At 57.0% G+C, this 21,310-nt stretch carries 22 protein-coding genes; 16 read left to right on the top strand and 6 right to left on the bottom strand.

Annotation, left to right across the window (positions count from 1 at the left end):
- The first annotated feature begins 3 nt into the window (after nucleotides 1-3).
- The 6 genes from HY868_15180 (at nucleotide 4) to HY868_15155 (ending at nucleotide 4,458) form a co-directional block, all read left to right on the top strand.
- Nucleotides 4-1,458 carry an O-antigen ligase family protein gene (locus tag HY868_15180; protein MBI5303475.1) on the top strand — a complete coding sequence of 485 codons (1,455 nt, stop codon included), beginning with the start codon at nucleotides 4-6 and terminating at the stop codon, nucleotides 1,456-1,458.
- 78 nt (nucleotides 1,459-1,536) lie between these two features.
- Nucleotides 1,537-1,977, top strand: coding sequence for a GtrA family protein (locus HY868_15175; GenBank protein MBI5303474.1), 441 nt, complete (start codon nucleotides 1,537-1,539; stop codon nucleotides 1,975-1,977).
- A gap of 74 nt (nucleotides 1,978-2,051) precedes the next feature.
- Nucleotides 2,052-3,188, top strand: coding sequence for a glycosyltransferase family 4 protein (locus tag HY868_15170; GenBank protein MBI5303473.1), 1,137 nt, complete (start codon nucleotides 2,052-2,054; stop codon nucleotides 3,186-3,188).
- Between the two features lie 6 nt (nucleotides 3,189-3,194).
- Nucleotides 3,195-3,515, top strand: a complete 321-nt coding sequence (locus tag HY868_15165) for a hypothetical protein (protein MBI5303472.1) — start codon at nucleotides 3,195-3,197, stop codon at nucleotides 3,513-3,515.
- Between the two features lie 6 nt (nucleotides 3,516-3,521).
- Complete coding sequence (locus HY868_15160; protein ID MBI5303471.1) at nucleotides 3,522-3,986, top strand: 8-oxo-dGTP diphosphatase; 465 nt, start codon at nucleotides 3,522-3,524, stop codon at nucleotides 3,984-3,986.
- Nucleotides 3,979-4,458: a nucleoside deaminase gene (locus tag HY868_15155; protein MBI5303470.1), complete on the top strand. Its 480-nt coding sequence runs from the start codon at nucleotides 3,979-3,981 to the stop codon at nucleotides 4,456-4,458. The genes HY868_15160 and HY868_15155 overlap by 8 nt, the downstream gene beginning before the upstream one ends.
- Nucleotides 4,459-4,490: 32 nt before the next feature.
- Here HY868_15155 and HY868_15150 read toward each other — a convergent pair whose 3' ends face one another.
- The 5 genes from HY868_15150 to HY868_15130 form a co-directional block, all read right to left on the bottom strand.
- The gene (locus HY868_15150; GenBank protein MBI5303469.1) at nucleotides 4,491-6,440 is read right to left on the bottom strand and encodes an alpha-glucosidase C-terminal domain-containing protein; all 1,950 of its coding nucleotides are present in this window, start codon (nucleotides 6,438-6,440) and stop codon (nucleotides 4,491-4,493) included.
- A gap of 33 nt (nucleotides 6,441-6,473) precedes the next feature.
- Complete coding sequence (locus HY868_15145; GenBank protein MBI5303468.1) at nucleotides 6,474-7,586, bottom strand: carbohydrate ABC transporter permease; 1,113 nt, start codon at nucleotides 7,584-7,586, stop codon at nucleotides 6,474-6,476.
- Nucleotides 7,586-8,704 (bottom strand): sugar ABC transporter permease, encoded by a 1,119-nt coding sequence (locus tag HY868_15140; GenBank protein MBI5303467.1) that lies wholly within the window; start codon nucleotides 8,702-8,704, stop codon nucleotides 7,586-7,588. The genes HY868_15145 and HY868_15140 overlap by 1 nt, the downstream gene beginning before the upstream one ends.
- A gap of 68 nt (nucleotides 8,705-8,772) precedes the next feature.
- Nucleotides 8,773-10,203, bottom strand: a complete 1,431-nt coding sequence (locus tag HY868_15135) for a carbohydrate ABC transporter substrate-binding protein (GenBank protein ID MBI5303466.1) — start codon at nucleotides 10,201-10,203, stop codon at nucleotides 8,773-8,775.
- A gap of 111 nt (nucleotides 10,204-10,314) precedes the next feature.
- Nucleotides 10,315-11,310 (bottom strand): LacI family DNA-binding transcriptional regulator, encoded by a 996-nt coding sequence (locus tag HY868_15130; protein MBI5303465.1) that lies wholly within the window; start codon nucleotides 11,308-11,310, stop codon nucleotides 10,315-10,317.
- A gap of 296 nt (nucleotides 11,311-11,606) precedes the next feature.
- On the opposite strand from HY868_15130, the gene HY868_15125 reads away from it, so the two are divergent.
- Nucleotides 11,607-12,605 carry an esterase gene (locus tag HY868_15125; protein MBI5303464.1) on the top strand — a complete coding sequence of 333 codons (999 nt, stop codon included), beginning with the start codon at nucleotides 11,607-11,609 and terminating at the stop codon, nucleotides 12,603-12,605.
- An 84-nt stretch (nucleotides 12,606-12,689) separates the two neighbouring features.
- Nucleotides 12,690-15,689 carry a SpoIIE family protein phosphatase gene (locus HY868_15120; protein MBI5303463.1) on the top strand — a complete coding sequence of 1,000 codons (3,000 nt, stop codon included), beginning with the start codon at nucleotides 12,690-12,692 and terminating at the stop codon, nucleotides 15,687-15,689.
- Between the two features lie 38 nt (nucleotides 15,690-15,727).
- Here the strand turns inward: HY868_15120 and HY868_15115 are convergent, their stop codons facing one another.
- Complete coding sequence (locus HY868_15115; protein ID MBI5303462.1) at nucleotides 15,728-16,750, bottom strand: ThiF family adenylyltransferase; 1,023 nt, start codon at nucleotides 16,748-16,750, stop codon at nucleotides 15,728-15,730.
- A gap of 92 nt (nucleotides 16,751-16,842) precedes the next feature.
- On the opposite strand from HY868_15115, the gene HY868_15110 reads away from it, so the two are divergent.
- From HY868_15110 to HY868_15075, 8 genes are all read left to right on the top strand, one after another.
- On the top strand, nucleotides 16,843-17,067 hold the full coding sequence (locus tag HY868_15110) for a hypothetical protein (GenBank protein ID MBI5303461.1): 225 nt from the start codon (nucleotides 16,843-16,845) through the stop codon (nucleotides 17,065-17,067).
- Between the two features lie 337 nt (nucleotides 17,068-17,404).
- Complete coding sequence (locus HY868_15105) at nucleotides 17,405-18,769, top strand: 8-oxoguanine deaminase (protein MBI5303460.1); 1,365 nt, start codon at nucleotides 17,405-17,407, stop codon at nucleotides 18,767-18,769.
- Between the two features lie 19 nt (nucleotides 18,770-18,788).
- Nucleotides 18,789-19,040: a UPF0175 family protein gene (locus HY868_15100; GenBank protein ID MBI5303459.1), complete on the top strand. Its 252-nt coding sequence runs from the start codon at nucleotides 18,789-18,791 to the stop codon at nucleotides 19,038-19,040.
- Nucleotides 19,033-19,200, top strand: coding sequence for a hypothetical protein (locus HY868_15095; GenBank protein MBI5303458.1), 168 nt, complete (start codon nucleotides 19,033-19,035; stop codon nucleotides 19,198-19,200). The genes HY868_15100 and HY868_15095 overlap by 8 nt, the downstream gene beginning before the upstream one ends.
- 30 nt (nucleotides 19,201-19,230) lie before the next feature.
- The gene (locus HY868_15090; protein ID MBI5303457.1) at nucleotides 19,231-19,530 is read left to right on the top strand and encodes a DUF3368 domain-containing protein; all 300 of its coding nucleotides are present in this window, start codon (nucleotides 19,231-19,233) and stop codon (nucleotides 19,528-19,530) included.
- Between the two features lie 325 nt (nucleotides 19,531-19,855).
- Nucleotides 19,856-20,485, top strand: a complete 630-nt coding sequence (locus tag HY868_15085) for a nucleotidyl transferase AbiEii/AbiGii toxin family protein (GenBank protein MBI5303456.1) — start codon at nucleotides 19,856-19,858, stop codon at nucleotides 20,483-20,485.
- 62 nt (nucleotides 20,486-20,547) lie between these two features.
- Complete coding sequence (locus HY868_15080) at nucleotides 20,548-20,805, top strand: UPF0175 family protein (protein ID MBI5303455.1); 258 nt, start codon at nucleotides 20,548-20,550, stop codon at nucleotides 20,803-20,805.
- Entirely contained in the window at nucleotides 20,798-21,286 is a 489-nt protein-coding gene (locus HY868_15075) for a DUF3368 domain-containing protein (protein ID MBI5303454.1), read from the top strand. Before HY868_15080 ends, HY868_15075 begins: the two co-directional genes overlap by 8 nt.
- Nucleotides 21,287-21,310: the final 24 nt, after the last annotated feature.

Raw genomic sequence — 21,310 nt, 5'->3', positions numbered from 1 at the left:
ACGATGTTCATCGCACGGCAGAATTATCGAATGGTGGGACTCGCGCTCGCGCTGATTATGGTCGCGGGCGCGTTGATTGTCTTGCCGACGGCGAGCGCGCTCGCGTTGATCGGCGGGGCGCTCGCGCTGGTTGCGATGGCGCGTTGGCACGAACTCGCGTTGTACGCGCTGATCTTCGCCGTACCGTACGGTTCGTGGTTTCCGATTCAAATCAGCGTCGCGAACGTCACCGCGGTGGATGTGCTTGTCGCGTTGCTCGTCGCGTTGTGGTTCGCGCGGATGATCGCGCGCGACCGGCGCATCGCGATTCGATTGCCGGCATTGTCGCTGCCGTTCGCATTGTTTCTGTTCGCCGCGCTGCTCTCGACGACCGCCGCGGTGTCGTTCGAGTTCGCGGCAAAAGAATTGATCAAGTGGCTTGAAATGTTCGCGATGTATCTGTACGTCGCGAACAACCTGGACGAAAAGCAGTTGCCGCGCGTGCTCGTCGCACTGTTGCTCGCGGGAATGACAGAAGCCGCGATTGGCATTTACCAATTTGTGTTTCGTTGGGGTCCCGAAGGATTTTTGTTATTCGGGCAATTCATCCGCGCGTTCGGCACGTTCGAACAACCGAATCCATTCGCCGGGTATCTCGCGCTGATCGCGCCAATAACGATAGGTTTAGTTTTCGCAGTCGACAGTGAACAGTCAACAGTCAACAGTAAAACTGTTCACTGCTCACTGTTCACTGTTTACTCGTTAGCGTTCGTCGCCGTACCGTCAGGCATCGCTATGCTCGCCGCGGTGCTGATGAGCTGGTCGCGCGGCGCGTGGATTGGCGTCGCGGCGGGCTGTGTTGTCGCCGTCGTCGCGCAAAGCCGCCGCGCGTTCGTGCTGACGAACGTCGCCGCGCTCGCGTTGATCGTCATCGCGTTTCTCGGCAGTCTCAATCTCATTCCGCCAATGATCGCGGACCGGTTTAGCGGCATCACGGATTATTTCGGCGTGTTCGACGTGCGCGGCGTCAGAGTGGACGACGCGAATTTCGCGCTGGTCGAACGTATGGCGCACTGGCAAGCCGCGGCGGAAATGTTCGCGCGCAATCCAGTGCTCGGCGTGGGATTCGGAAACTACGCGCCGGCGTATCCCGCGTACAGTCTGCCGCGCTGGGACGATCCGCTCGGTCACGCGCACAATTATTATTTGAACGTCGCCGCCGAAACCGGCGCGATCGGTTTACTCGCGTACCTCGCGCTGTGGGGCGCGGCGTTTTGGCAAGCATGGCGCGCGATTCGCGTCGCGCGTGGATGGCAACGCGGCGTCGCGGCAGGGCTGCTCGGTATGCTCGTCGCGCTCTCCGTGCACAACCTCTTCGACAATTTGTTTGTACACGGCATAGCAGTGCAGGTCGGCATCGGGCTAGGAATCTTGGAGGAAATAACGAATAGCGGAGAGCGAATAGCAAATGGCAAATAGTGAATAGCAAATGGCGAATAGCAATTTGCCATCCGCTATCTGCCATTCGCTATTCGCCATTGCCTCGGAGGATTTTATTTGGCGAAGTTACTATCATTGATCGCGCTCAATCAGAGCGAATTCAACCGTTTTTTTAAATTCGTGATTGTCGGTGGCGTCGGCGCATTCGTGGATTTTAGTGTGCTCAACTGGCTTGTTCTCGGTGTCGGTTTGCCGAAAGAGTACGCGAACCTCGTTTCGGTAATATGCGCGATTGTGAGCAACTTTACGTGGAATCGTTTGTGGACGTATCCTGAATCACGCGAGCGTCCCTGGCATACCCAGTTCGGTAAATTTACGATTGTGAATCTGATCGGCTTGGGCATCAACCAACGCGTTTTTCTCAGCGCGGACGCGTTGATTTTTGGACCGGTGCTGCCGCATCCACTCGATTACAACGCCGCCAAAGCGACTGCCATCGGCGTGGTCTTGTTTTGGAATTTCTTCATCAATCGTCAGTGGACGTATCGAGGAATTTAGTCGGGTAGTTGAGTAGTTGAATAGTTGAGTAGTTCTTCAGTCATCCAACTATCCAACTACAAAACTATAAAACGATGCAACTAACCATCGGAATTGATTTCACCTCTGCTTCACGCGAGCGTGCCGGGATTGGTCGCTATGCGCGTGAGTTGGTGCGCGCCTTGTCGCGACTTGATGGCACGAATCGTTACGTCCTCTTCGTCCCGCGCGACGCGCACGCTGAGTTGCTCCGATTCGATTGGTCGCCCAACTTTACGATTCGGCGCGCGCCGCTGACCGAACGCTATCTCGCCGCGCTGTGGCATCGCGCGCGTGTGCCGCTGTTCGTCGAAGCGTTCATCGGCAAGGTAGACGTATTCTACTCGCCGGATTTTTTGTTGCCGCCCACGCGCGCGCGGCGCACACTCGTCACCGTTCACGATCTCTCGTACGTGCGCGTGCCCGAATGTTTCCCCGCGCCGTTGTTGAACTATCTCAATCGCGCCGTTCCGCGCGCGCTTGCACGCGCCGACCTGGTTCTCGCCGATGCGGACAGCACGCGGCGCGATGTGAACGATGTGTATCGCGTGCCGCGCGACAAAATCAAGACGCTCTACTCCGGCGTTGATCCGCGTTTCAATCCCAGCATTGCCCCCGAATCGCAAGCGCGCGTCCACGAACTGACACGCGGCAAACCGTACCTGCTCGCGGTCAGCACGATTCAGCCGCGCAAGAATTACGCGCGATTGATCGAAGCATTTGGCAGAATAGCGAATTCGCAATTCCTAGTTCGCAATTCGCAATTGGTTATCAGTGGGGCAAAAGGGTGGATGTTTGAGGATGTTTTTCAAAAAGTTGAGCGGCTTGGACTGCAAGAGCGCGTGATCTTTCCAGACTTTTTCGCGGACGACGATTTGCCGGCGTTGTACGCGGGCGCGACGTTGTTTGTGTATCCGTCGCTCTACGAAGGATTCGGTTTGCCGGTCGCCGAGGCGATGGCGTGCGGCGCGCCGGTCGTGTGCTCGCACGCGTCGTCGTTGCCCGAAGTCGCGGGCAATGCCGCGCTGTACTTTGATCCGCACGATGTGGACGCGATGGCAAACGCGATGCAACGCGCGCTCACGGACGAATCACTGCGAGACGATTTACGCGCGCGCGGATTTGCCCAAGCGAAAAAGTTTTCCTGGGACAAGGCGGCGCGCGAGTTACAAACTTACTTGACATCGAGGTAGTCAACGATGAACGACTCTGAAAGTTCTGTGACGTTCAAAGAATTAGCGCAAGGTGTGGTTGTGATTGACGTCGCCGCCGCGTTCATCGCGATGGCGGTGAGTTGGCTCGTCGGCGGATGGACGCTCGATGCGTTTGCCGAGGCGTTGTACCTCGCGGGCTTTGCCGTGATTCTCGTCGGCGCGGTGGTTGGGATTGTCGCGGCGATTTCATCGCGCGGCAAACGCACACCGCCAACCCAGCAGCGCGGCAATCTGACCGCGATGATCGCCATCGGCGCGGGCATGACCTTGCTCGCGGCAAGTTTCTTGCTCATCAACACGCTGTAGAAAATCATGCGCGACGCGACACTGGTCTTTCTCCTCGACGGCGACAAGATTTTGCTCGGCTATAAAAAGCAGAGATTTGGCGCGGGCAAGTGGAATGGATTCGGCGGCAAGATCGAGGATGGCGAGTCTATTGCCGATGCCGCGGCGCGTGAGTTGCGCGAAGAATCCAGTGTCATCGTTGCGCCGGACGATTTGATGCCCGTCGCGCGCATCGAGTTTTTCTTTCCGGCGAAACCAGAGTGGGACCAGGTCGTTCACACGTTCATCGCGACGCGCTGGCGCGGCGAGCCAAGCGAGACGGATGAAATGTCGCCGCGTTGGTTTGCGACAAATTCGATTCCTTATGCTACAATGTGGGCGGACGATCAACACTGGTTGCCGCGCGTCTTGCAAGGCAAACACGTCGCGGCGAAATTTACCTTCGGCGATGACAACGAAACGATCACCCACGCGGAGATTCACGATGCTTGATTTCGATTCGCACGACCACGAATTTTTCATGCGCGAAGCGTTGAGCGAAGCCGCGCGTGCGCTGAGTGAAGGTGAGCGACCGATTGGCGCGGTCATCGTGCATGATCGCAAGATCGTCGGCAGAGGTCGCGCGCAGCACAACGCGCGGCATAGCGAAATCGCGCACGCGGAGCTGAACGCGTTGCTCGACGCGGAGAAATTCATCCACGATCACATTCACGACGGCGTGATTTTGTACACGACCGTCGAGCCATGCGTGATGTGCCTCGGCGCGATCGTGATGAGCGACGTGGATCATGTCGTGTTCGCGCTCGCGGACAAGAACATCAACCCGGCACAGATGCTCGAAAATCCGTACGTGCGGCGACACATCAAGGACTATGTCGGCGGCGTGCTCGAAGCGGAGAGCATCGCGTTGTGGGAGCGCGCCAGGTCGAATGAGCTAAAGCTGATGCGTGGGCGAGGACCGTAGATCGTTCAGCCCAGCACAGAAACGTTAGCAACTCAACTACACTTCAAACACAAGAATTGATATGGCGCTAGTTCGAAATCCTCCGCATTGATCGTTTGTCCACTCACCAAATCGGTGAACGCGTATCCCGAACCGTAGAGCCGCACTAGATTGCCCGCCACGGTTTGCGTTTGCTCGCTGAAATTCGCCAACACGATGATGCAATGCGCCTGATGTTGGCGCACGAATCCCAGCACGTGATCGTTGCCGACGTTCATGGCTTGCAGATCGTTGCCGGCGAAGGCGGATTCGCGTTTGCGAATTTGGATCAGGTGGCGCAAGCGCGCGAAAATTTTCCCTTCCACCGAGGAGGCGGAATTCCGCCGCGCCATTTTCTTCCAATCGGTGACGGGACGATGCGCCCAGCGACTATCGTCGGCATGGCCGGGGTCGTGGCGATAGCCATAATCGTTGAGCGCGCCGATTTCGTCGCCGAGGTAGATCAGCGGAATGCCGCTTGCGGTCAAGATAATTCCGTGAATCAACACGATGCGGCGAATCGCCAGTTCGACCTCGACGGCGGTTTCTTCTTTGAGCGCCTTTTCCAAACCGGCGAGCGACGCGCACGCGCCGGAGATGCGGCAATCGCCGGTTTTCGCATTCTCCTGGAACGCCAACCCCCGCGCAAAACTGCCGGGAAACCGTCCCGTGTAAAAACTGTTCAGAAACCGGCGATGATCGTAACCCTGGATGCCCAAACGCGCCGCGTCGTGATCGGAAAACGTCCAGCCAATGTCGTCGTGGCAACGCACATAGTTGACCCAGGAACATTCGGCGGGAATTTGAAAGCGTTCTCGCAGCGCGAGGTTGAGCAAACGCACCTCGCGCGTCGCCAGCGAATTCCACAACAACGCCATCAGCAACGGATTGTACGAGACCTGGCATTCGTCCGGACGAATGTATTTAATTACGTCGTCCGGGTGAACGATGGCTTCCGACTTGAAAATCATCGCGGGCGCGGCAATGCGCGTCACCGTGTTGAACGCTTGGATCAACGTGTGCGCCTCGGGCAGGTTTTCGCAGTTCGTGCCGAGTTGTTTCCAAATGAAGGCGACTGCGTCGAGCCGCAACGCTTCGACCCCCACGTTCGCGAGCGCGAGCATCTCTTGCGCCATCGCGTTGAACACGTTCGGATTCGCGTAATTCAAATCCCATTGATAACGGTGAAACGTCGTCCAGACCCAGCGATGAATTTTGGGGAAATAGGTGAACGCGCCCGGATGTTCCTCCGGAAAAATTTCGCGCAAGTGGCGCTCGTACGCGTCCGGCCGCGCGCGGTCCGGAAAGAGATAATAGAATTCCTGGTACTCGCGGACGCCGGCTTGCGCGCGTTTTGCCCACGTGTGTTCGTTCGACGTGTGATTGAACACGAAATCCAACACGAGACTGATGCCTTCGCGCCGCAGTTCGGAGGCGAGGTCGGCGAGTTGTTTGAAGGTGCCCAGCCGGGGATTGACCTCGCGGTACGAACTGACCGCATAGCCGCCGTCATTTTCGCCCACCGGTGTTTTGAAGAGCGGCATTACATGCAAGTAGGTCAGCCCCAGCTCTTTGAAATACGGAATCTTGGCGCGCAGACCTTTCAAATTGCCGGCAAACAAATCTACGTAGCAGACCCCGCCGAGCATGTGATTGGATTGGAACCAGCGCGGATTTTTTTCGCGCGCGGCATCGAGTTCTTTGAGTTCCGGGGGACGCGCCCACCACGCTTGCGCCATCCCCGCCATCAGTTCTTCGAGAAAATAAATGAAATCGTACTGCTTGCCGTAGACGCGAATGAGCGACTGAAACAAGCGGGGAAAATTATTTTCCAACCGCTGATGGAAAACGCGCCAGTCCTCTGGCGCGCGCCGCGCGAACGATGCAAAACGCGTTTCGATTCTGGGTTGCAAGCGTTGCCACGTCCGCGCGGCTTGCTGTTCCAGCCACTCCGCCTCGAACATCTAAACCTCAAGTCGCCCAAGTCCGCGCGCGGTTTATCCTTTGACCGAACCTGCCAGCAAGCCGCGCACGAAAAACCGCTGCAACGAGAAGAACACGGCAAGCGGCAGAATCATCGAAACAAATCCGCCGGCGGTGAGCAAATGCCAATCGTTGCCGCGCGAGCCGACCATCTCCGCGATCCGCATCGTCAACACCTGGACGTCCGGTTTCGCACCGATGAAAATCAACGCGACGAGGTAATCGTTCCACACCCATAGAAATTGAAAGATCGCGAACGAGGCGAGGGCGGGTACCGAGAGCGGCAGAATCAAGCGCGTAAAAATGGTGAACTGCGATGCGCCGTCAATGAACGCCGATTCCAAAATGTCGCGCGGCAAACTGCTGATATAGTTGTAGAGCAAATACGTCGCGAGCGATAAACCAAAGCCGGTGTGCGCGAGCCACACACCCAGGAAGGTGCCGTTCAAGTTCAAACTCACATAGTCGCTCAGGATCGGCACGAGCGCAATTTGCAGCGGCACGACGAGCAGCGCGACGACCATCGTGAAAAACAGTTTGCGCCCGGGAAAACGCATCCATGCAAAACCATACGCGGCAAACGCGGCGATGAGTATCGGAATCACCGTGGAGGGCACGGTCACGATCAAACTGTTGAGAAACGCGCCGGTAAAATCGTCGCCTTGCTCCGTGACGATACTGCCGTCGGGCTGGCGAATGTCAAATGTTTTCCCGGCGAGCACCTGTCCATAATTGTCGAGCGTGAGGTCGTAACCGACGATCCATTTTTGCTGTTGCACTTGGACCGTGCCGAGGCGCTTGTTGCCGATCCACGTCACACGTGTGTTGCCGTCGGAAGAGGCGATGCCGTTGCGAAATTGTTCGAAAGTTCCCTGCGCGCCGCGAATTTCCATCACGCCGTCGCGGTCTAGTCCAGCGGGCGGATCGAACTCCTCGACCTTGACCCATTCTTGATGCGGCAGAAACGTCCACCAACCGGATGTCTGAATGTCCGTGCGGGTGCGAAACGACGAGACGAACAAGCCGATGGTTGGAATCGTCCAAGCAAGCACGAGCAATAGCAAGATGCCATTCACCGTCAAATCGGATGCGCGCAAACGTCGTCGGGGTTGAGATTGACGTGCCATCAGAACACCTCCCGCTCGCTGAATTGCTTCAAGTTGTAAACCATCACCGGGATGACCGTCAACAGCAACACGATCGCAATCGCCGAGCCGTAACCGGAATTTTGCGCGGTAAAATACTCGCGATAAAACTGGGTCGCGATAACCTGGGTGCTGAATTGACCGCCCGTCATCACCCAGACCACGTCGAAGATTTTTAGCGTAAAGATGATGATCGTCGTCGCCACGGCGATGATCGTGCCCATGATGGACGGAAGCATGATTCGGAAAAAGACTTGGATTTCCGTCGCGCCATCCACGCGCGCGGCTTCGAGAATTTCGCCGGGGATGCCTTTGAGCGCCGCTGAGAACAACACCATGGCGTACCCGGTCTGCAGCCAAATCACGATGACGATGAGAAAAAGATTATTCCAGGGTTGCAGCGACGCGGCGGCGGTCCACGCCACCGGGTCTTGACCCAGGAGTCCCGCCCAGACCGCGTTGATCATGCCGACGTTCGGACTGACGTTGAAGATCATGTTCCAGATCACACCCGCGCCGACCATCGAGATCGCCATCGGCAAAAAGATCAGTGACTTGGCGAACGTCTCGAAGCGGCTGCGGTCCGCGAGCACGGCGATCAACAACCCGAACACCACGCAGAACGTCGCGCCGACGATGATCCAAATCAGATTGTTGCGAAAGGCGATGAACATGGTGCGATCCGTAAAGACCGCCAAGTAATTCGCCAGCCCGACCAAGTCGCTGGCGTCCGAATCAAACAAACTGATCCAGAAGGTGCGGAGAGTCGGCAAGGCAAGATACCAAATGAGGATCGCGATGGCGGGTCCCACAAAAATAAAAGGCAATAGACGATCGCGCCAGCGGTCGCCGAGTTGCTCGACGAACCAATTCGCGACGGTGTAAAGCAGGGCAACTCCGCCCACACCCAGGATAATCGCCACAATCGCGATGATGATCTTGGGCGCTTGGCTGTCGCGCAGAAAGATAAAGCCGGCGTACAGGATGCCGAAGGTTGCCACGGGCACGAACAGCGCGAGGAGAAGGCGGAGGAAATTGGTCGTCAGCCAATCCAACGGACCAACCGGTTGGCTCAATCTAGCTTTGGCGCTCGATTCCATGGTTGCTCTCCTATTCAAGACCCGAAGGGTTTTCGCAAGCGACCCTTCGGGTCCGATCCGAACGCATCTTACTTTTTGGGCCAGGATTTGTCAATCTCGGCGAGCACGGTGTCGAGATTCGCCGCGCCCGAAAAGTAATCGGTAAAGCCCTTCCACTCGGAGCCGGAGCCGACCGCACCGGGCATCAAGTCGGAAGCGTCAAAGCGAACGGCGGTCGCGGCGCGCACGATCTGCGCGATTTTCTTTTCGACCGGGTCGCCGTACCAATCCAGGGAACTGTCATTGTGCGGCGACAACGCGCCGCCAGCGGCTAACCAGCCCTTGACGCCTGCGCCAGTCGCAAAGTACTGCATCACCGCGGCAACTTCGGGTTTGTCGGAGAACGCTGCCATGATGTCGCCCGCGACGAGATAGGGCTTGCCGTACTTGGCATCAATCGGCGGAAAGTAGAAGAAATCGTAATCCTCGCCGGCTTTCACACCTTTGGGGAAGAACGAGGTGATAAAGTTGCCCTGGCGATGGAGCCAGCACTTGGGCGGAGTTTGGAACATGGGCGCGGGCGCATCGCCGAAAAAGGTCGTCACGATTTTGGCGCGTCCGCCGTACACGTACTTGTCGTTGTTCCAAATCTTGGCGAAGGTTTCGATGGCACTCTTCACTTCCGGCGAAGCGAACTTTAGTTCGCCGCGCACCCACTTGTCATAGTTTTCGAGCGAGGTCGTGCGCAGCATGACGTCTTCCGTCCAGTCTGTCGCGGGCCAACCGGTCGCCGCGCCCGACTGAATGCCGATGCACCAGGGCGTGTCGCCGTCTTTCACGATTTGATCCGACAACGCGACCAACTCATCCCAGGTATTCGGAACTTTGTAGCCGGCTTTGTCGAACGTTTTCTTGGGATACCAGACTTGGCTCTTGCCGTTGAAGCGTTGCCAGATGCCGCCTATCATGGACTTGCCGTCCGCGCCCGGCATGGTCGCCATGTCGAGCCAGGACTGGGCGTAGTTTTCTTTCATCCACGTAGCGGGCACGAGCTTGGTCGCATCAACGACCTTGCCCTGTTTGGCGAACGTGCCCAGCAAACCGGGCTGTGGAAAATCAACGATGTTCGGCGGATCGCCCGCAGCGATGCGCGCGCTGATGGACGCTTCAAACTCTTTCGATCCTTCGTACTGAATCGTGATGCCGGTCTTGGCGGTGAAATCTTTCATCGAGTTGTTGAACTTGACCGCATCTTCGTCGGTGAACGGACCGGTCATCGTCACTTTTGTGCCTTTGTACTTGCCGGCGTACGCATCTGCCAGAAAAGTCAACCCCTTGGCGCGCGCGGTGGCTTCGCTCTCGCCGGTGGATACACCAACCGCCGGCGCGGTGGTGGGTGCGGGCGCTTTGGTCGGTTCGACTGCCGGCGGCTTGGTCGGTTGCGCCGGCGCGGTGGTGGGTGCGGGCGTGGGCGTCGCGCACGCCGTCAGAATCACGGCAAACAAAACGATCAGCGCCATGAACGTCACGCGTTTCATGAAACTCCTCCTTTTTGAAAATTGGACAGACCCGATTTTAGAAATGTGCAGACGTGTTCGATCAGCCGTTTGCCTCCTTTCTAGGATTGGCGCTCAAGCGGTTTCTCTCGGAATAACGGTAAGGGGTAATTTGACATGTTGGACTGGTCGCGTGCGATCGGTCAAACGCGCGAGCAACAATTCGACGGCGACGCGTCCCGATTCTTCCAGCGGTTGGCGAATCGTCGTCAAGCCGATGTAATCGGCGACATCCAAATCGTCGAAACCCATGACGGCGAGTTGACCTGGCACTGCGACGCCGCGCTCGCGCGCGGCTTTGAGGACGCCCATGGCTTGGAGATCGCTGTAGCAAAAAATTGCGGTGGGCGGATGGGGCAAGTTTAGCAAACAATGCGCTTGCTGGCGCGCTTGTTCCATGCCAATCGGAGCCAGCGCGACGTACTCTTCCGGCAACGCCGTGCCCGCCGCGCGCAAGGCATGGCGATAGCCGGTCAAGCGCTTTTGACAGACAGGGATGGCATAATCCGGTAGGTCGGTATCGCCGATGAACGCGCAGCGCGTGTGCCCTTTGGAGAGGAGATACTCAGCCGCAATCCGTCCGCCGGCTTCATCGTCAATTTCGATGCTGCTGAATACGTCGCGGCTGCTTTCGATCAACACCGTTTCCAATCCATGTTGAACCAATCGCCGCGCCGTATGATCGTCAAACAGAAACGACATGATGATCAAACCATCCAAACGGCGGGTCACAGAAATGCTGTTGAGATAACCGTCGCGCCGCGCCGAGGAATCAATATTGTAGATCACCAATTCGTACGGAGAGGCGCTGAGCGCCGCCGAGATGCCGCGCAGCCGCTGAGCAAAAGAGGGATAAGTCAAAAAGGGCGCGAGCAAGCCGATGCGCCCTTGACTCTTGCGCGCGCGTGCGACCGCCTCTGCGCGCGGGACAAAACCCAGGGCGTCAATCGCGGCGAGGACGCGCTTGCGCGTGGACGCTTGCACCTTCTCGGGCGAATTGAGAACGCGCGACACAGTAGCAATGCTGACTTTGGCTTTCTTTGCCACATCATAGACAGTTGCGTCTGGCATCTGCGTTGCTCCGCTTCGGGCTGCTAGTTTGAAAGAGGAAGCAGAAAAGAAACTTCTTACCTGAAAGCACTTACATTTTACACTACAAAATGTACCTTGTCAAGGTGTGGCGCGGGTGAGGATGTGCGTCGAAGATTTGGTTGTTAGCGTAGAGAACGCTCGCCGGAGCGTTCCCTTCCAATGCGGCTAAATGATTTGTTCTCTCCTTTGTGATGTGCTACAATATTGTCGTTCGACCATAGTTCTGCTGCCATCGTGGACCTTTCCCATGTTTATTCATCGTGCAGGAGGTTCCCATGTCCGAAGGGACTGTCGTCATCGAGACCATTGCCAGCGAAGCGTTGCGCGGCAATCCGCTCGGTGATCCGTTCGTGCGCCGCGTGCCGATTTATTTGCCGCCCGGCTATAGCGATAGCGATATGCGTTACCCGGTCGTGTTCGTGCTGGCTGGATTTACCGGACGCGGGCAAACGTTTTTCAACGACGCACTGTGGGAAGAGACGCTCGCGCAACGCATGGATCGCTTGATCGCGCAAGGCGCAGTGCGCCCGATGATTCTCGTGATGCCCGATTGCCTTACGCGCATCGGCGGGAGCCAGTACGTCAACTCACCGGCGATCGGACAGTACGAAGATCACATCGTGAAAGAATTGGTCGCCTTCGCCGATAGTCAGTACAGGACCGTCGCACATCGCGACGCGCGCGCGGTCGTCGGCAAAAGTTCCGGCGGGTACGGCGCGCTGATGCTCGCGATGCGCCACTCCGATGTGTTCGGCTTGCTGGCGAGTCACAGCGGCGACACGTACTTTGAGTTCTGTTATAAAATGGATTTCCCCGGCGCGCTGCGCGGCTTGAAACGCTATGGCGGTCTCGGCAAATTCTGGGATACGATGCAAACGATTCGCCCGCACGATCGCGATTTCAACATGACGCTCAACACCGTCGCCATGTCCGCGTGCTACTCGCCGAACCCGAACGCGCCGCACGGTTTCGATTTGCCGTTCGACCCAGATACTGGCGAAGTGCGCGCGGACGTGTGGGCGCGTTGGCTCGAATTTGATCCGGTGAATTTAGTAGACCGCTACGCAGACGCGTTGCGTTCGCTTCGTCTCATCTATCTCGACGCGGGACTGCGCGACGAATTCGCGCTGCAGTACGGCGCGCGCATTTTCTGCCAACGTTTGAACGAACGCGGCATCGCGTACACCCACGAAGAATTCGACGACGGGCATTTCGGCATTCAGTACCGATACGACAATTCGCTCACAGCGATGAGTAATGCTATCGTTCGGTAATTGGAAAGTTGAATAGTTGGATCGTTGGATAGTTGAGGAGCGGAAATTCAACTACCCAACGATCCAACGATCAAACCAACAAACATGACTCGCCATTCCCTTTTTGCAACGACTTATGCGCTCAGTGTCGGCGTGTTCGGCATCGGCGCGCTGATCGTGCTGACCGACTGGAACGCGTGGCTGGCGCGCCTCGTGCCGCTCGCGTTCTTCGCCGCGCTTTCTTTTTTCCTCAAGCGCGCCGGTTTTCACGCCGCGCCCGAAGTGACGCACTCGCTCGTCGGCATCATTGACCTCGCGGCGGTGTTCATCTTCGGACCGATTCTCGGCGCGTGGGTTGCCGCGTCGAGCGGATTCGCGTACCTGTTCCTCAATGCGTGGCGACGCGACAATCACACGTTCGTCAATCTCGTCGAGATGCCGATTTTCAACGCGGGTCTGAAAATCGGGATGGCGTACGCGAGCACGCATTTGTACACGCTGTTTGGCGGAACGTTCGCGCCCAAAGAATTTACGATGATAAACGCGCCCGCCGTTCTGAGCGCCGCGCTCACCTGGTTCGTGCTTGATCACATTGGTTGGGCGACGCTCGAATTTTTGCGCGGCGGCGTGCCGGCGTTGTGGAATTTTTTCCGCACCGTGCTCGGTTATTCGGTGCTCGTCGAACTGTTGCCGCTGCCGTTCGCGATCGCGATTGCGGTGGCGTACACCGTCGCCAGCACCGAAATCTTTTTGCTGATGGCGGCGGGCTTGGTCGGCACCGCGATCATCGTGCAACGTTACGCCGACGCGAGTGCGCGCCTCGAACGCCGGTCGAGCGACCTCGCCGCGCTGAATCAGTTTGGGCAGGCATTGTCCGAAGCCGGGTTTGAATCGGAACGCGTGATTGATTTGTTGTACGAACACGTCCAGCGCATCGCGCTCGCCGATCTGTATCGCGTCGAGTTGTTCGAGCGCGAAACGCGTGCGTTACTCGCGCTCGAAGCGAACGCGCAAGGCGCGACGCACCCGTACACACCGCTCGACCACGCGCCCCTGCGCGAATATTTTTTCTCGCACCGCGAATCCGTGCGCGGCAACGACCTGAGTGTAAAAGCGCTGCCGTTCCGCCTGGATTTGCCGGAACTCGATGGACTGGTCGCGCGCAGCGCGTTGATCGTGCCCATGTTCGCCGGCGACGAACTCATCGGCGCGCTCTCGCTGTTCAGCGTCAAGGCGCACGGCTTTTTTGCGCTGCAAGCGCGCAATCTCTTTTCGATGTGCGCGCAAGCGTCGGTCGCGATTCAAAACGCGCGCTTGTACGCGACCGAGCGCAAACGCGCCGGGCAACTCGCGACCGTCAGCGAAGTCAGCCGCCAAATCGCGTCGCTCCTCGACCTCGACGAATTGCTCCGCAAAACGGTCGCGCTCGTGCGCGAACGCTTTGGGTACACCAACGTCCACATCTTCACCGTGGATCGCGATGCGGGCTATGTCATGTTTCGCGCGAGCACACATCCGCGTGGCGTCGAATGGCGCGAACGCGGCATCGGCTATCGCATCGGGTTGGAAGGACTTGTGGGCTGGGTCGCCGCGACGGGCAAACCGCTCCTCGTGAACGACGTGAGCAAAGAACCGCGCTTTGCGCCGTACCCCGATCAACTGGCGGAGGAAACAAAATCGGAAATCGTTGTGCCGATGACGGTGGGCAATGACGTAACCGGCGTGCTCGATGTGGAGAGCAATCAACTCAACGCGTTCGACGACGAAGACCTGTTCATTCTCAAAACGCTTGCCGCGCAACTCGCCGTCGCCGTCGAGGACGCGCGTCTCTACAATTCGCAACGCGAAGAAGCGTACTATCTCAATGTGCTGTTGCAGGTTTCGCAAAACCTGTCCGCGATTACCGATCTCGACGAGGGGCTGGAGACGATCGTTCGCATCACGCCGCTCCTCGTCGGCGTCGAGCGGTGCGCGATTTTGTTATATCGCGCCGCCGAGCAAAAATTTGTGCCGGCAAAAGAGTACGGACTGACGCCGCTACTGCGCGACCGATTTTTCTCGCTGGAATTTCGGACCGACGGCGACTTTGCGTTCGAGAAACTTTTCCGCGAGCACGCGCCATTGATGATCGAGAACGCGGCAACCAGTCCGCTCTTGCCACGCGAATTGATCGAGACCTTCGGCATCCGCTCGATTTTGATGGTGCCGCTTTCGACGCGCGGCGAGATGGTCGGTTTGATGATGGTGGACCAGGGCAATCGCTCGACCCAGTTTTCGCAACACGAGATTGACGTCGTGATGGGCATTGCGAATCAAGCCGCGGTAACGATCGAGGGCGCGCAGTTGACGCACGCGGCGGAAGAAAAAAAACGACTCGATTACGAACTGCAACTTGCACGCCAGATCCAAACGAGTTTTTTGCCTGATTCATGTCCCGCGTTGCCGGGGTACGAAATTTGTTCGTTGTGGCAAACCGCGCGCGAGGTCAGCGGCGACTTTTACGATTTCGTGCAACTGAACGGCGGGCGACTGGCGATCACGATTGCCGACGTGTCGGACAAGGGCATGGCGGCGGCGATGTTCATGGCGCTCTCGCGCACGATTTTGCGGACGATGACGATTGGCAAGCCGTCGGCGCGTGAAGCCATCGAACGCGCGAACGACGTCATCATCGCCGACGCGCGCTCGGATATGTTCGTGACCGTGTTCCACGCGCAACTCGATCCGCACGCGCATTCCTTCAAGTACGTGAACGCGGGACACAACGCGCCGTTGCTGTACCGCGCCGCCAAGCGCGAACTGACGACGCTCAAAGGTCACGGCATCGCGCTCGGCGTATTCCCAGACATTACGCTCGAAGAGTACGAGAATCATCTTGAGTCGGGCGATATCTTGCTGATGTACACCGATGGCGTAACGGACGCGATCAATGCGAACGAGGAAGAGTTTGGCGCAGAGCGACTGGCGGATTTGGTCGTGACAAACGCGCAATTGAATTCGGATGAACTGATCGAGGAGATCAAGCGCGCGGTTACCGAGTTCGCCGGGGAGGGTGTGCACTTTGACGACTTGACGATGGTCGTCCTCAAACGCGTGGTGAAATAAAAGACCCTTGGGGATTTTCAAACCCCAAGGGTCTTGGTTTACGATCCTACGTACTTGGCGTATACGCCTCGCGCCACGGTCGCATCGTCTGTGCCCTTGATGATCGCGCGCGCGTCGGGGAAAATAGTTAGTTCGTAATTTGTAATTTGTAATTTGAGCAGATACTCATTCAGCGATACTTGTCCCACCTCGCGCAATTGATCCGCGAGTCGCGCGAGATCAATCGTGTGCCCCTTGCCTGGGTTGACCTGCACCGAATTACGCCCACACAACGACGCGGTCATTACGCCGCCGCGTTCCCCTTCGAGGTACTCGAATTTGTTTTGCGCGCAACAGACGCAATTTGGATTGCGCGCCATCGCGAACGCCTCGAACGAATTGTCCCAGAGATCAACATTGATCAGCCCCGCATTGCGCGTCCCCGCGCCCGCGATGAATTTGATCGCTTCCGCACTCGCGATAGACGCCATCACGTTGACGATCGGACCCAGGACGCCCGCGATGTCGCACGTCGGCAGTGTGCCCGGCGCGGGTTCTTTTTGAAAGAGACAGCGCAAGCACGCGGTCTCGCGCGGGACAATCGTCGTCGTCATGCCGTAACTCGACACCGCGCCGGCGTAGACCCAGGGCACGTTGTGTTTGACGCACGCGTCGTTGATGAGAAAGCGCGTTTCAAAATTGTCGGTGCCATCCATCACGAGCGTCACGCCGCGCGCGAAATCTTCGATATTCTCCGCGTTCACATCTGCGACGACCGGCTCGATTTGGATCGTCGAATTGATGCGCCGCAATTTTTCGACGGCGGCAATCGCTTTCGGTGTGCCGCGCGCCACGTCGTCCTCGTCGAACAGCACCTGGCGTTGCAAGTTGTTCAACTCGACGAAATCGCGATCCACGATGACGAGCGACCCAACGCCAGCGCGCGCGAGCGTGTTTGCCATCACGCTCCCGTTCGCGCCGCACCCGATGATCGCGACGCGCGCCGCGAGCAATTTTTCTTGCCCCGCTTTGCCCAGCGGCGCAAAAATCGTTTGGCGAATGTACCGATCTAGTGTATTCATCGCGAATGATTGTAGCACGTTTCAAAGCGCAAATCAATTTTGGGTGGCTTGTCAGGTGTGCTATAATGACCGTGAAAATACGGAGGTGTCCAATGTCACGAGCCGCCACAGCAGGGATGATCACGATCAAAAAAAGTGAACTTGAGACTCCGTTGCGCAAGGTTGTGCGGGACGAACTTCGCAACTTGCTCGCGCAAGCCGAACCCTGGCAATCCGATCCCGAATCGCCACTCTATCAAGCTTTGGTCGAGATTCGCAAAGATGCACGCGCCGGTCGCATCAAATTACTCTCAGACAAAGAGGTCTGGAGTAGATGAGTTATCAGTGTCACGACACACCACGCTTTGAAAAAGACCTTGCCACCTATCCCAGTCTGCGCGAACGTATTTGGAAACAAGTTCAGCGCATTACCGCTGCCCCATACACGAACACTGAAAAATTGGGGCACCCTGCCAACACGCTCAATCTTAAAGGATGTCCTAGCGCGCACGTTGGACGAAATTTCAGGATCATCTTTGTAATCTGTGAAGAATGTCGCGCAGTGCCCGAATGTCAGTACTGTTTCTGTGATGGTTTGCCCGACCAAACAATTGTTTTTCTCACGGTTCGCCCTCACGCCAAAGCGTATACGATGCGCTAAGTTTGGAGTTGTCAGTGCCGACCTTGCTCATCAAACACGCCGATGTTTTGTTGACGATGGACACTGCGCGCCGCGAAATTCGCGACGGTGCGTTATTTGTACGCGACAATGTGATCGCGCAAGTCGGCGCGACGAACGAACTGCCCACCACTGCTGACCGCGTGATTGACGCGCGCGGGATGGTCGTCTTGCCGGGTCTCGTCAACACGCACCATCACCTCTACCAAACACTCACGCGCGCGCTGCCGGCTGCACAAGACGCCGACCTCTTTCACTGGCTCAAAACGCTTTACCCGATTTGGGCGGAACTCACGCCCGACGCTGTTTACACGAGCGCGCTCACTGGGCTTGCCGAACTCGTGTTGAGCGGATGCACGACTGCCGCCGATCATCTCTATCTTTTTCCGAACGGTTCCAAACTCGACGATGAAATTCGCGCGGCGCGCGAAATTGGCATTCGCTTTCATCCGACGCGCGGCTCGATGTCGCTCGGCGAATCGCAAGGCGGCTTGCCGCCCGACCGCGTGTGCGACAGTGAGGACGCGATCCTGCGCGATTCGCGCCGCGTGATCGAAACATTCCACGATCCAAACCCGTACTCGATGTGCCGCGTCTCGCTCGCGCCGTGCTCGCCATTTTCCGTGACGCCGGATCTGATGCGCGAATCGGCGCGGCTCGCGCGCGCGTACAAGGTTCACCTCCACACACATCTCGCCGAAACGCGCGACGAAGAAGATTTTTGTTTGCAAAAATTTGGTTATCGCCCGGTGGATTACGCAGAACATCTCGAATGGATGGGCAACGACGTGTGGTTCGCGCATAGCGTTTGGGTGAACGACGCGGAGATCAAACGATACGCGCAAGTCGGCGCGGGCATCGCGCATTGTCCGACATCGAACATGCGGCTCGCGTCCGGCATCGCGCCGATTGTGAAAATGCTGAACGCCGGGGTCAAGGTCGGCTTGGGCGTGGATGGTTCCGCGTCGAACGATTCGTCGCACATGCTAGCCGAAGCGCGCCAAGCCATGTTGTTGCAACGCGTCGGCGGCGATCCGCGCGCGTTGACCGCGCGGCAGGCGCTCGAACTCGGCACACTCGGCGGCGCGCGCGTCCTGGGTCGCGATGATATTGGCGCACTCGAAACTGGCAAAGCGGCAGATTTCATCGCGGTGAATCTGAATCGCCTCGATTTTGCCGGTGCGTTGCACGACCCGGTTTCCGCGCTCGTGTTTTGCACGCCGCCGCGCGTAGATTTGTCCGTCATCAACGGTCGCGTCGTCGTCGAGAATGGCGCGCTGACGACGCTCGATTTGATGCCGGTGATCGAGCGGCACAATCGGATCGCGCGTGAGATGGTGGAGAGCGCGGGGGCGCGGTAGGTTTGGAGGAAATATGGCAATGAATGTTTTGACAATTCCATACCCTGAAGAATTGTTGCTTTCGTTGAAAGAGAACCCGGTGCAGTTTGAATCTGAAGCGCGACTCTTGCTCGCGGTGAAACTTTACGAACTTGGTAAGGTTTCCACTGGGATGGCGGCGCGACTTGCTGGAATGGGTCGGGTCGAATTTATGTTTGCGCTTGGGCGTTTTGGCTTGTCGCCCATAGGTGTGGATGCCAACGAATTAGCTGAGGATATGGCGAATGCCTGAACGTAAACGTATCATCGTTACCAACACAACGCCGATAATCAGTTTGGCGCTAATTGGACAGTTGAACCTATTGCGTCGGTTGTACGACCAGGTGGTTATTCCACCGACGGTACAAAACGAAGTACTCGCCGGCGGCGCAAGCGGAATTGGAATTGCCTAACTGAAAAAATCCGATTGGCTGATCGTAACCATGTTAAAAGATACGCGCCGCGCGGATTTGTTGTCCGACTTGGATCGCGGAGAAGCTGAAGCGATAGTACTCGCGCAAGAACTTGGCGCTGATCTGGTGATTATTGATGAACGTATCGCGCGAAAGCACGCGCGGCGACTTGGTTTGAAACTAACCGGCACGCTTGGCGTCCTGCTCGAAGCAAAAGAACATGGATTCATTTCCGCAGTCAAACCACTCATCGAAGAACTCGTTCAGGGCGGCATTCGCTTGGGCGCTGACGTGATTGAAGAATCAGTGCGGCTTGCGGGTGAGAATTGAATGTCCGAATCGAATTGCGCGCGAGATGGCGGAGAGAGTGGGGCGCGATGAAGATGAAAGTGGTACCAAGAGAAAAACGGCAAATACCGCAATTCGCGCGACGATATTTTTGGGACACAGACCCAGCAAAACTCGACGCGAATAGACACTCGACCTACGTGATCGAGCGGTTGTTGGAGTGGGGCAATCCGCAAACCGCACGCTGGCTTTTGCAAAACTATTCGCGACCCCAAATTATTGGCGTCTTGAAAAAAACCCGCACACTTTCCAGAATGAGCGCGAATTTTTGGGCGGTGTATTTTGGCTTGTCCAGAGACGAGGTACGATGTTTATCGAAACACTCCCAGAATCAGCCCGGCAAAGCTTGGCATTACTAGGCGAGAAAAAGATCGCGCATGGATTTTATCTTGCTGGCGGTTCCGCACTGGCTCTGCATTTAGGGCATCGTATCTCGGTAGATTTGGATTTTTTCACGCCGCGATCCTTTGATGTCGTGACGTTGGTTCGGCGGCTAGCCAAAACGGGCGCGTTCGTGCAAGAGCAACGGAAGAAAGACACTTTGCTCGGAACATTCGATCAAGTCAAAGTGAGTTTCTTCCGGTATTCGTACCCACTCATTGCGAAAAGTGAGACGGTGCTGAACACAGCGATTGCCGGCATGTCCGACATTGGCGCGATGAAGTTGGATGCGATTGGCACGCGCGGTAAGAAACGTGATTTTATTGACCTCTACTACATCTGCCTCGCTGGGCATACGCTTGAAGACGTACTCGATTGGTATCGCGAAAAATACAAAGGCGTCGAGGTCAATCTGATCCACTATATCAAGGCATTGACTTATTTTGAAGAAGCCGAAGCCGATCCAATGCCGCGGATGCTCAAGCGCGTATCGTGGAAGCGTGTAAAGCAATTCTTCGAGAGGGAAGCGCCGCCGTTATTGCGTAAGGTCGTCTGAGCGGCACAATCGAATCGCGAAAGAGATGGTGGAAAAAGCGGGGGCGCGATAAGGGGGAATAAATGGATACGGTTCATGTTTCGATAGATTTGCCCAGAGGTGTCTTGTCCGCTTTGCGCCAAGACCCAGATAATTTCGTGCGCGAGATGCGTTTAGCAGCAGCAGTCAAATGGTACGAAATGCGGATGATCTCGCAGGCAAAGGCGGCGGAGATCGCCGGTGTTTCGCGCAGCGAGTTTTTGACTGCGTTGCAGCGGTTTGGCGTTTCGCCATTCCAGTACGATGCCGATGAAATTGTCGAGGAAGTCAAGCATGGCTGAACGCTGGGTCATCAATGCTTCACCATTGATCGTTCTCGCGCGGATTGGTCGCGATGATTTGCTTTTCGCGTTGGCAGATCACGTGGCTGTTCCGCGCGTGGTCGCGCAAGAAATTCAGGCGGGACCAAAAGACGCGGCGCAACAAGCATTAACCGGCGGACGTTTTGTGATTGTTGACACACCGCCACCATCCACTGAAATTCTTGCCTGGGATCTGGGTGCCGGCGAAACGGCGGTATTAGCATTCGCATCGGCAGAACCGGGGTGGACAGCAATTCTTGACGACGAAGCCGCGCGAAAATGCGCGCGAAGTTTGTCGCTGAACGTGAAAGGCACGCTGGGTATCATTTTGTTAGCAAAGCAAAAGGGATTGATCGCATCGGCAGCGCATGAGTTGCGTGCTTTGCAGGCAATTGGATTTCGGATCGACGATCAAACTGCGCGTGATGCGCTCCAACGCGCGGTAGGCGAAACATGGTAGTCCGTAAAAGAGTTACGCAAACGA

Source organism: Chloroflexota bacterium (assembly GCA_016219275.1).
GTDB lineage: Bacteria > Chloroflexota > Anaerolineae > UBA4142 > UBA4142 > JACRBM01.
The sequence above is the reverse complement of the archived record's forward strand: the minus strand, read 5'-3'. Positions and strand labels throughout refer to the sequence as shown.

Coding starts and splice junctions, on each gene's coding strand:
- HY868_15100 (MBI5303459.1), top strand. CDS start 18,789: ATGAATGTTTTGACAATTCCATACCCTGAAGAATTGTTGCTTTCGTTG.
- HY868_15120 (MBI5303463.1), top strand. CDS start 12,690: ATGACTCGCCATTCCCTTTTTGCAACGACTTATGCGCTCAGTGTCGGC.
- HY868_15075 (MBI5303454.1), top strand. CDS start 20,798: ATGGCTGAACGCTGGGTCATCAATGCTTCACCATTGATCGTTCTCGCG.
- HY868_15130 (MBI5303465.1), bottom strand. CDS start 11,310: ATGCCAGACGCAACTGTCTATGATGTGGCAAAGAAAGCCAAAGTCAGC.
- HY868_15180 (MBI5303475.1), top strand. CDS start 4: ATGTTCATCGCACGGCAGAATTATCGAATGGTGGGACTCGCGCTCGCG.
- HY868_15140 (MBI5303467.1), bottom strand. CDS start 8,704: ATGGAATCGAGCGCCAAAGCTAGATTGAGCCAACCGGTTGGTCCGTTG.
- HY868_15165 (MBI5303472.1), top strand. CDS start 3,195: ATGAACGACTCTGAAAGTTCTGTGACGTTCAAAGAATTAGCGCAAGGT.
- HY868_15085 (MBI5303456.1), top strand. CDS start 19,856: ATGTTTATCGAAACACTCCCAGAATCAGCCCGGCAAAGCTTGGCATTA.
- HY868_15135 (MBI5303466.1), bottom strand. CDS start 10,203: ATGGCGCTGATCGTTTTGTTTGCCGTGATTCTGACGGCGTGCGCGACG.
- HY868_15150 (MBI5303469.1), bottom strand. CDS start 6,440: ATGTTCGAGGCGGAGTGGCTGGAACAGCAAGCCGCGCGGACGTGGCAA.
- HY868_15090 (MBI5303457.1), top strand. CDS start 19,231: ATGTTAAAAGATACGCGCCGCGCGGATTTGTTGTCCGACTTGGATCGC.
- HY868_15145 (MBI5303468.1), bottom strand. CDS start 7,586: ATGGCACGTCAATCTCAACCCCGACGACGTTTGCGCGCATCCGATTTG.
- HY868_15125 (MBI5303464.1), top strand. CDS start 11,607: ATGTCCGAAGGGACTGTCGTCATCGAGACCATTGCCAGCGAAGCGTTG.
- HY868_15170 (MBI5303473.1), top strand. CDS start 2,052: ATGCAACTAACCATCGGAATTGATTTCACCTCTGCTTCACGCGAGCGT.
- HY868_15080 (MBI5303455.1), top strand. CDS start 20,548: ATGGATACGGTTCATGTTTCGATAGATTTGCCCAGAGGTGTCTTGTCC.
- HY868_15155 (MBI5303470.1), top strand. CDS start 3,979: ATGCTTGATTTCGATTCGCACGACCACGAATTTTTCATGCGCGAAGCG.
- HY868_15160 (MBI5303471.1), top strand. CDS start 3,522: ATGCGCGACGCGACACTGGTCTTTCTCCTCGACGGCGACAAGATTTTG.
- HY868_15110 (MBI5303461.1), top strand. CDS start 16,843: ATGTCACGAGCCGCCACAGCAGGGATGATCACGATCAAAAAAAGTGAA.
- HY868_15095 (MBI5303458.1), top strand. CDS start 19,033: ATGCCTGAACGTAAACGTATCATCGTTACCAACACAACGCCGATAATC.
- HY868_15115 (MBI5303462.1), bottom strand. CDS start 16,750: ATGAATACACTAGATCGGTACATTCGCCAAACGATTTTTGCGCCGCTG.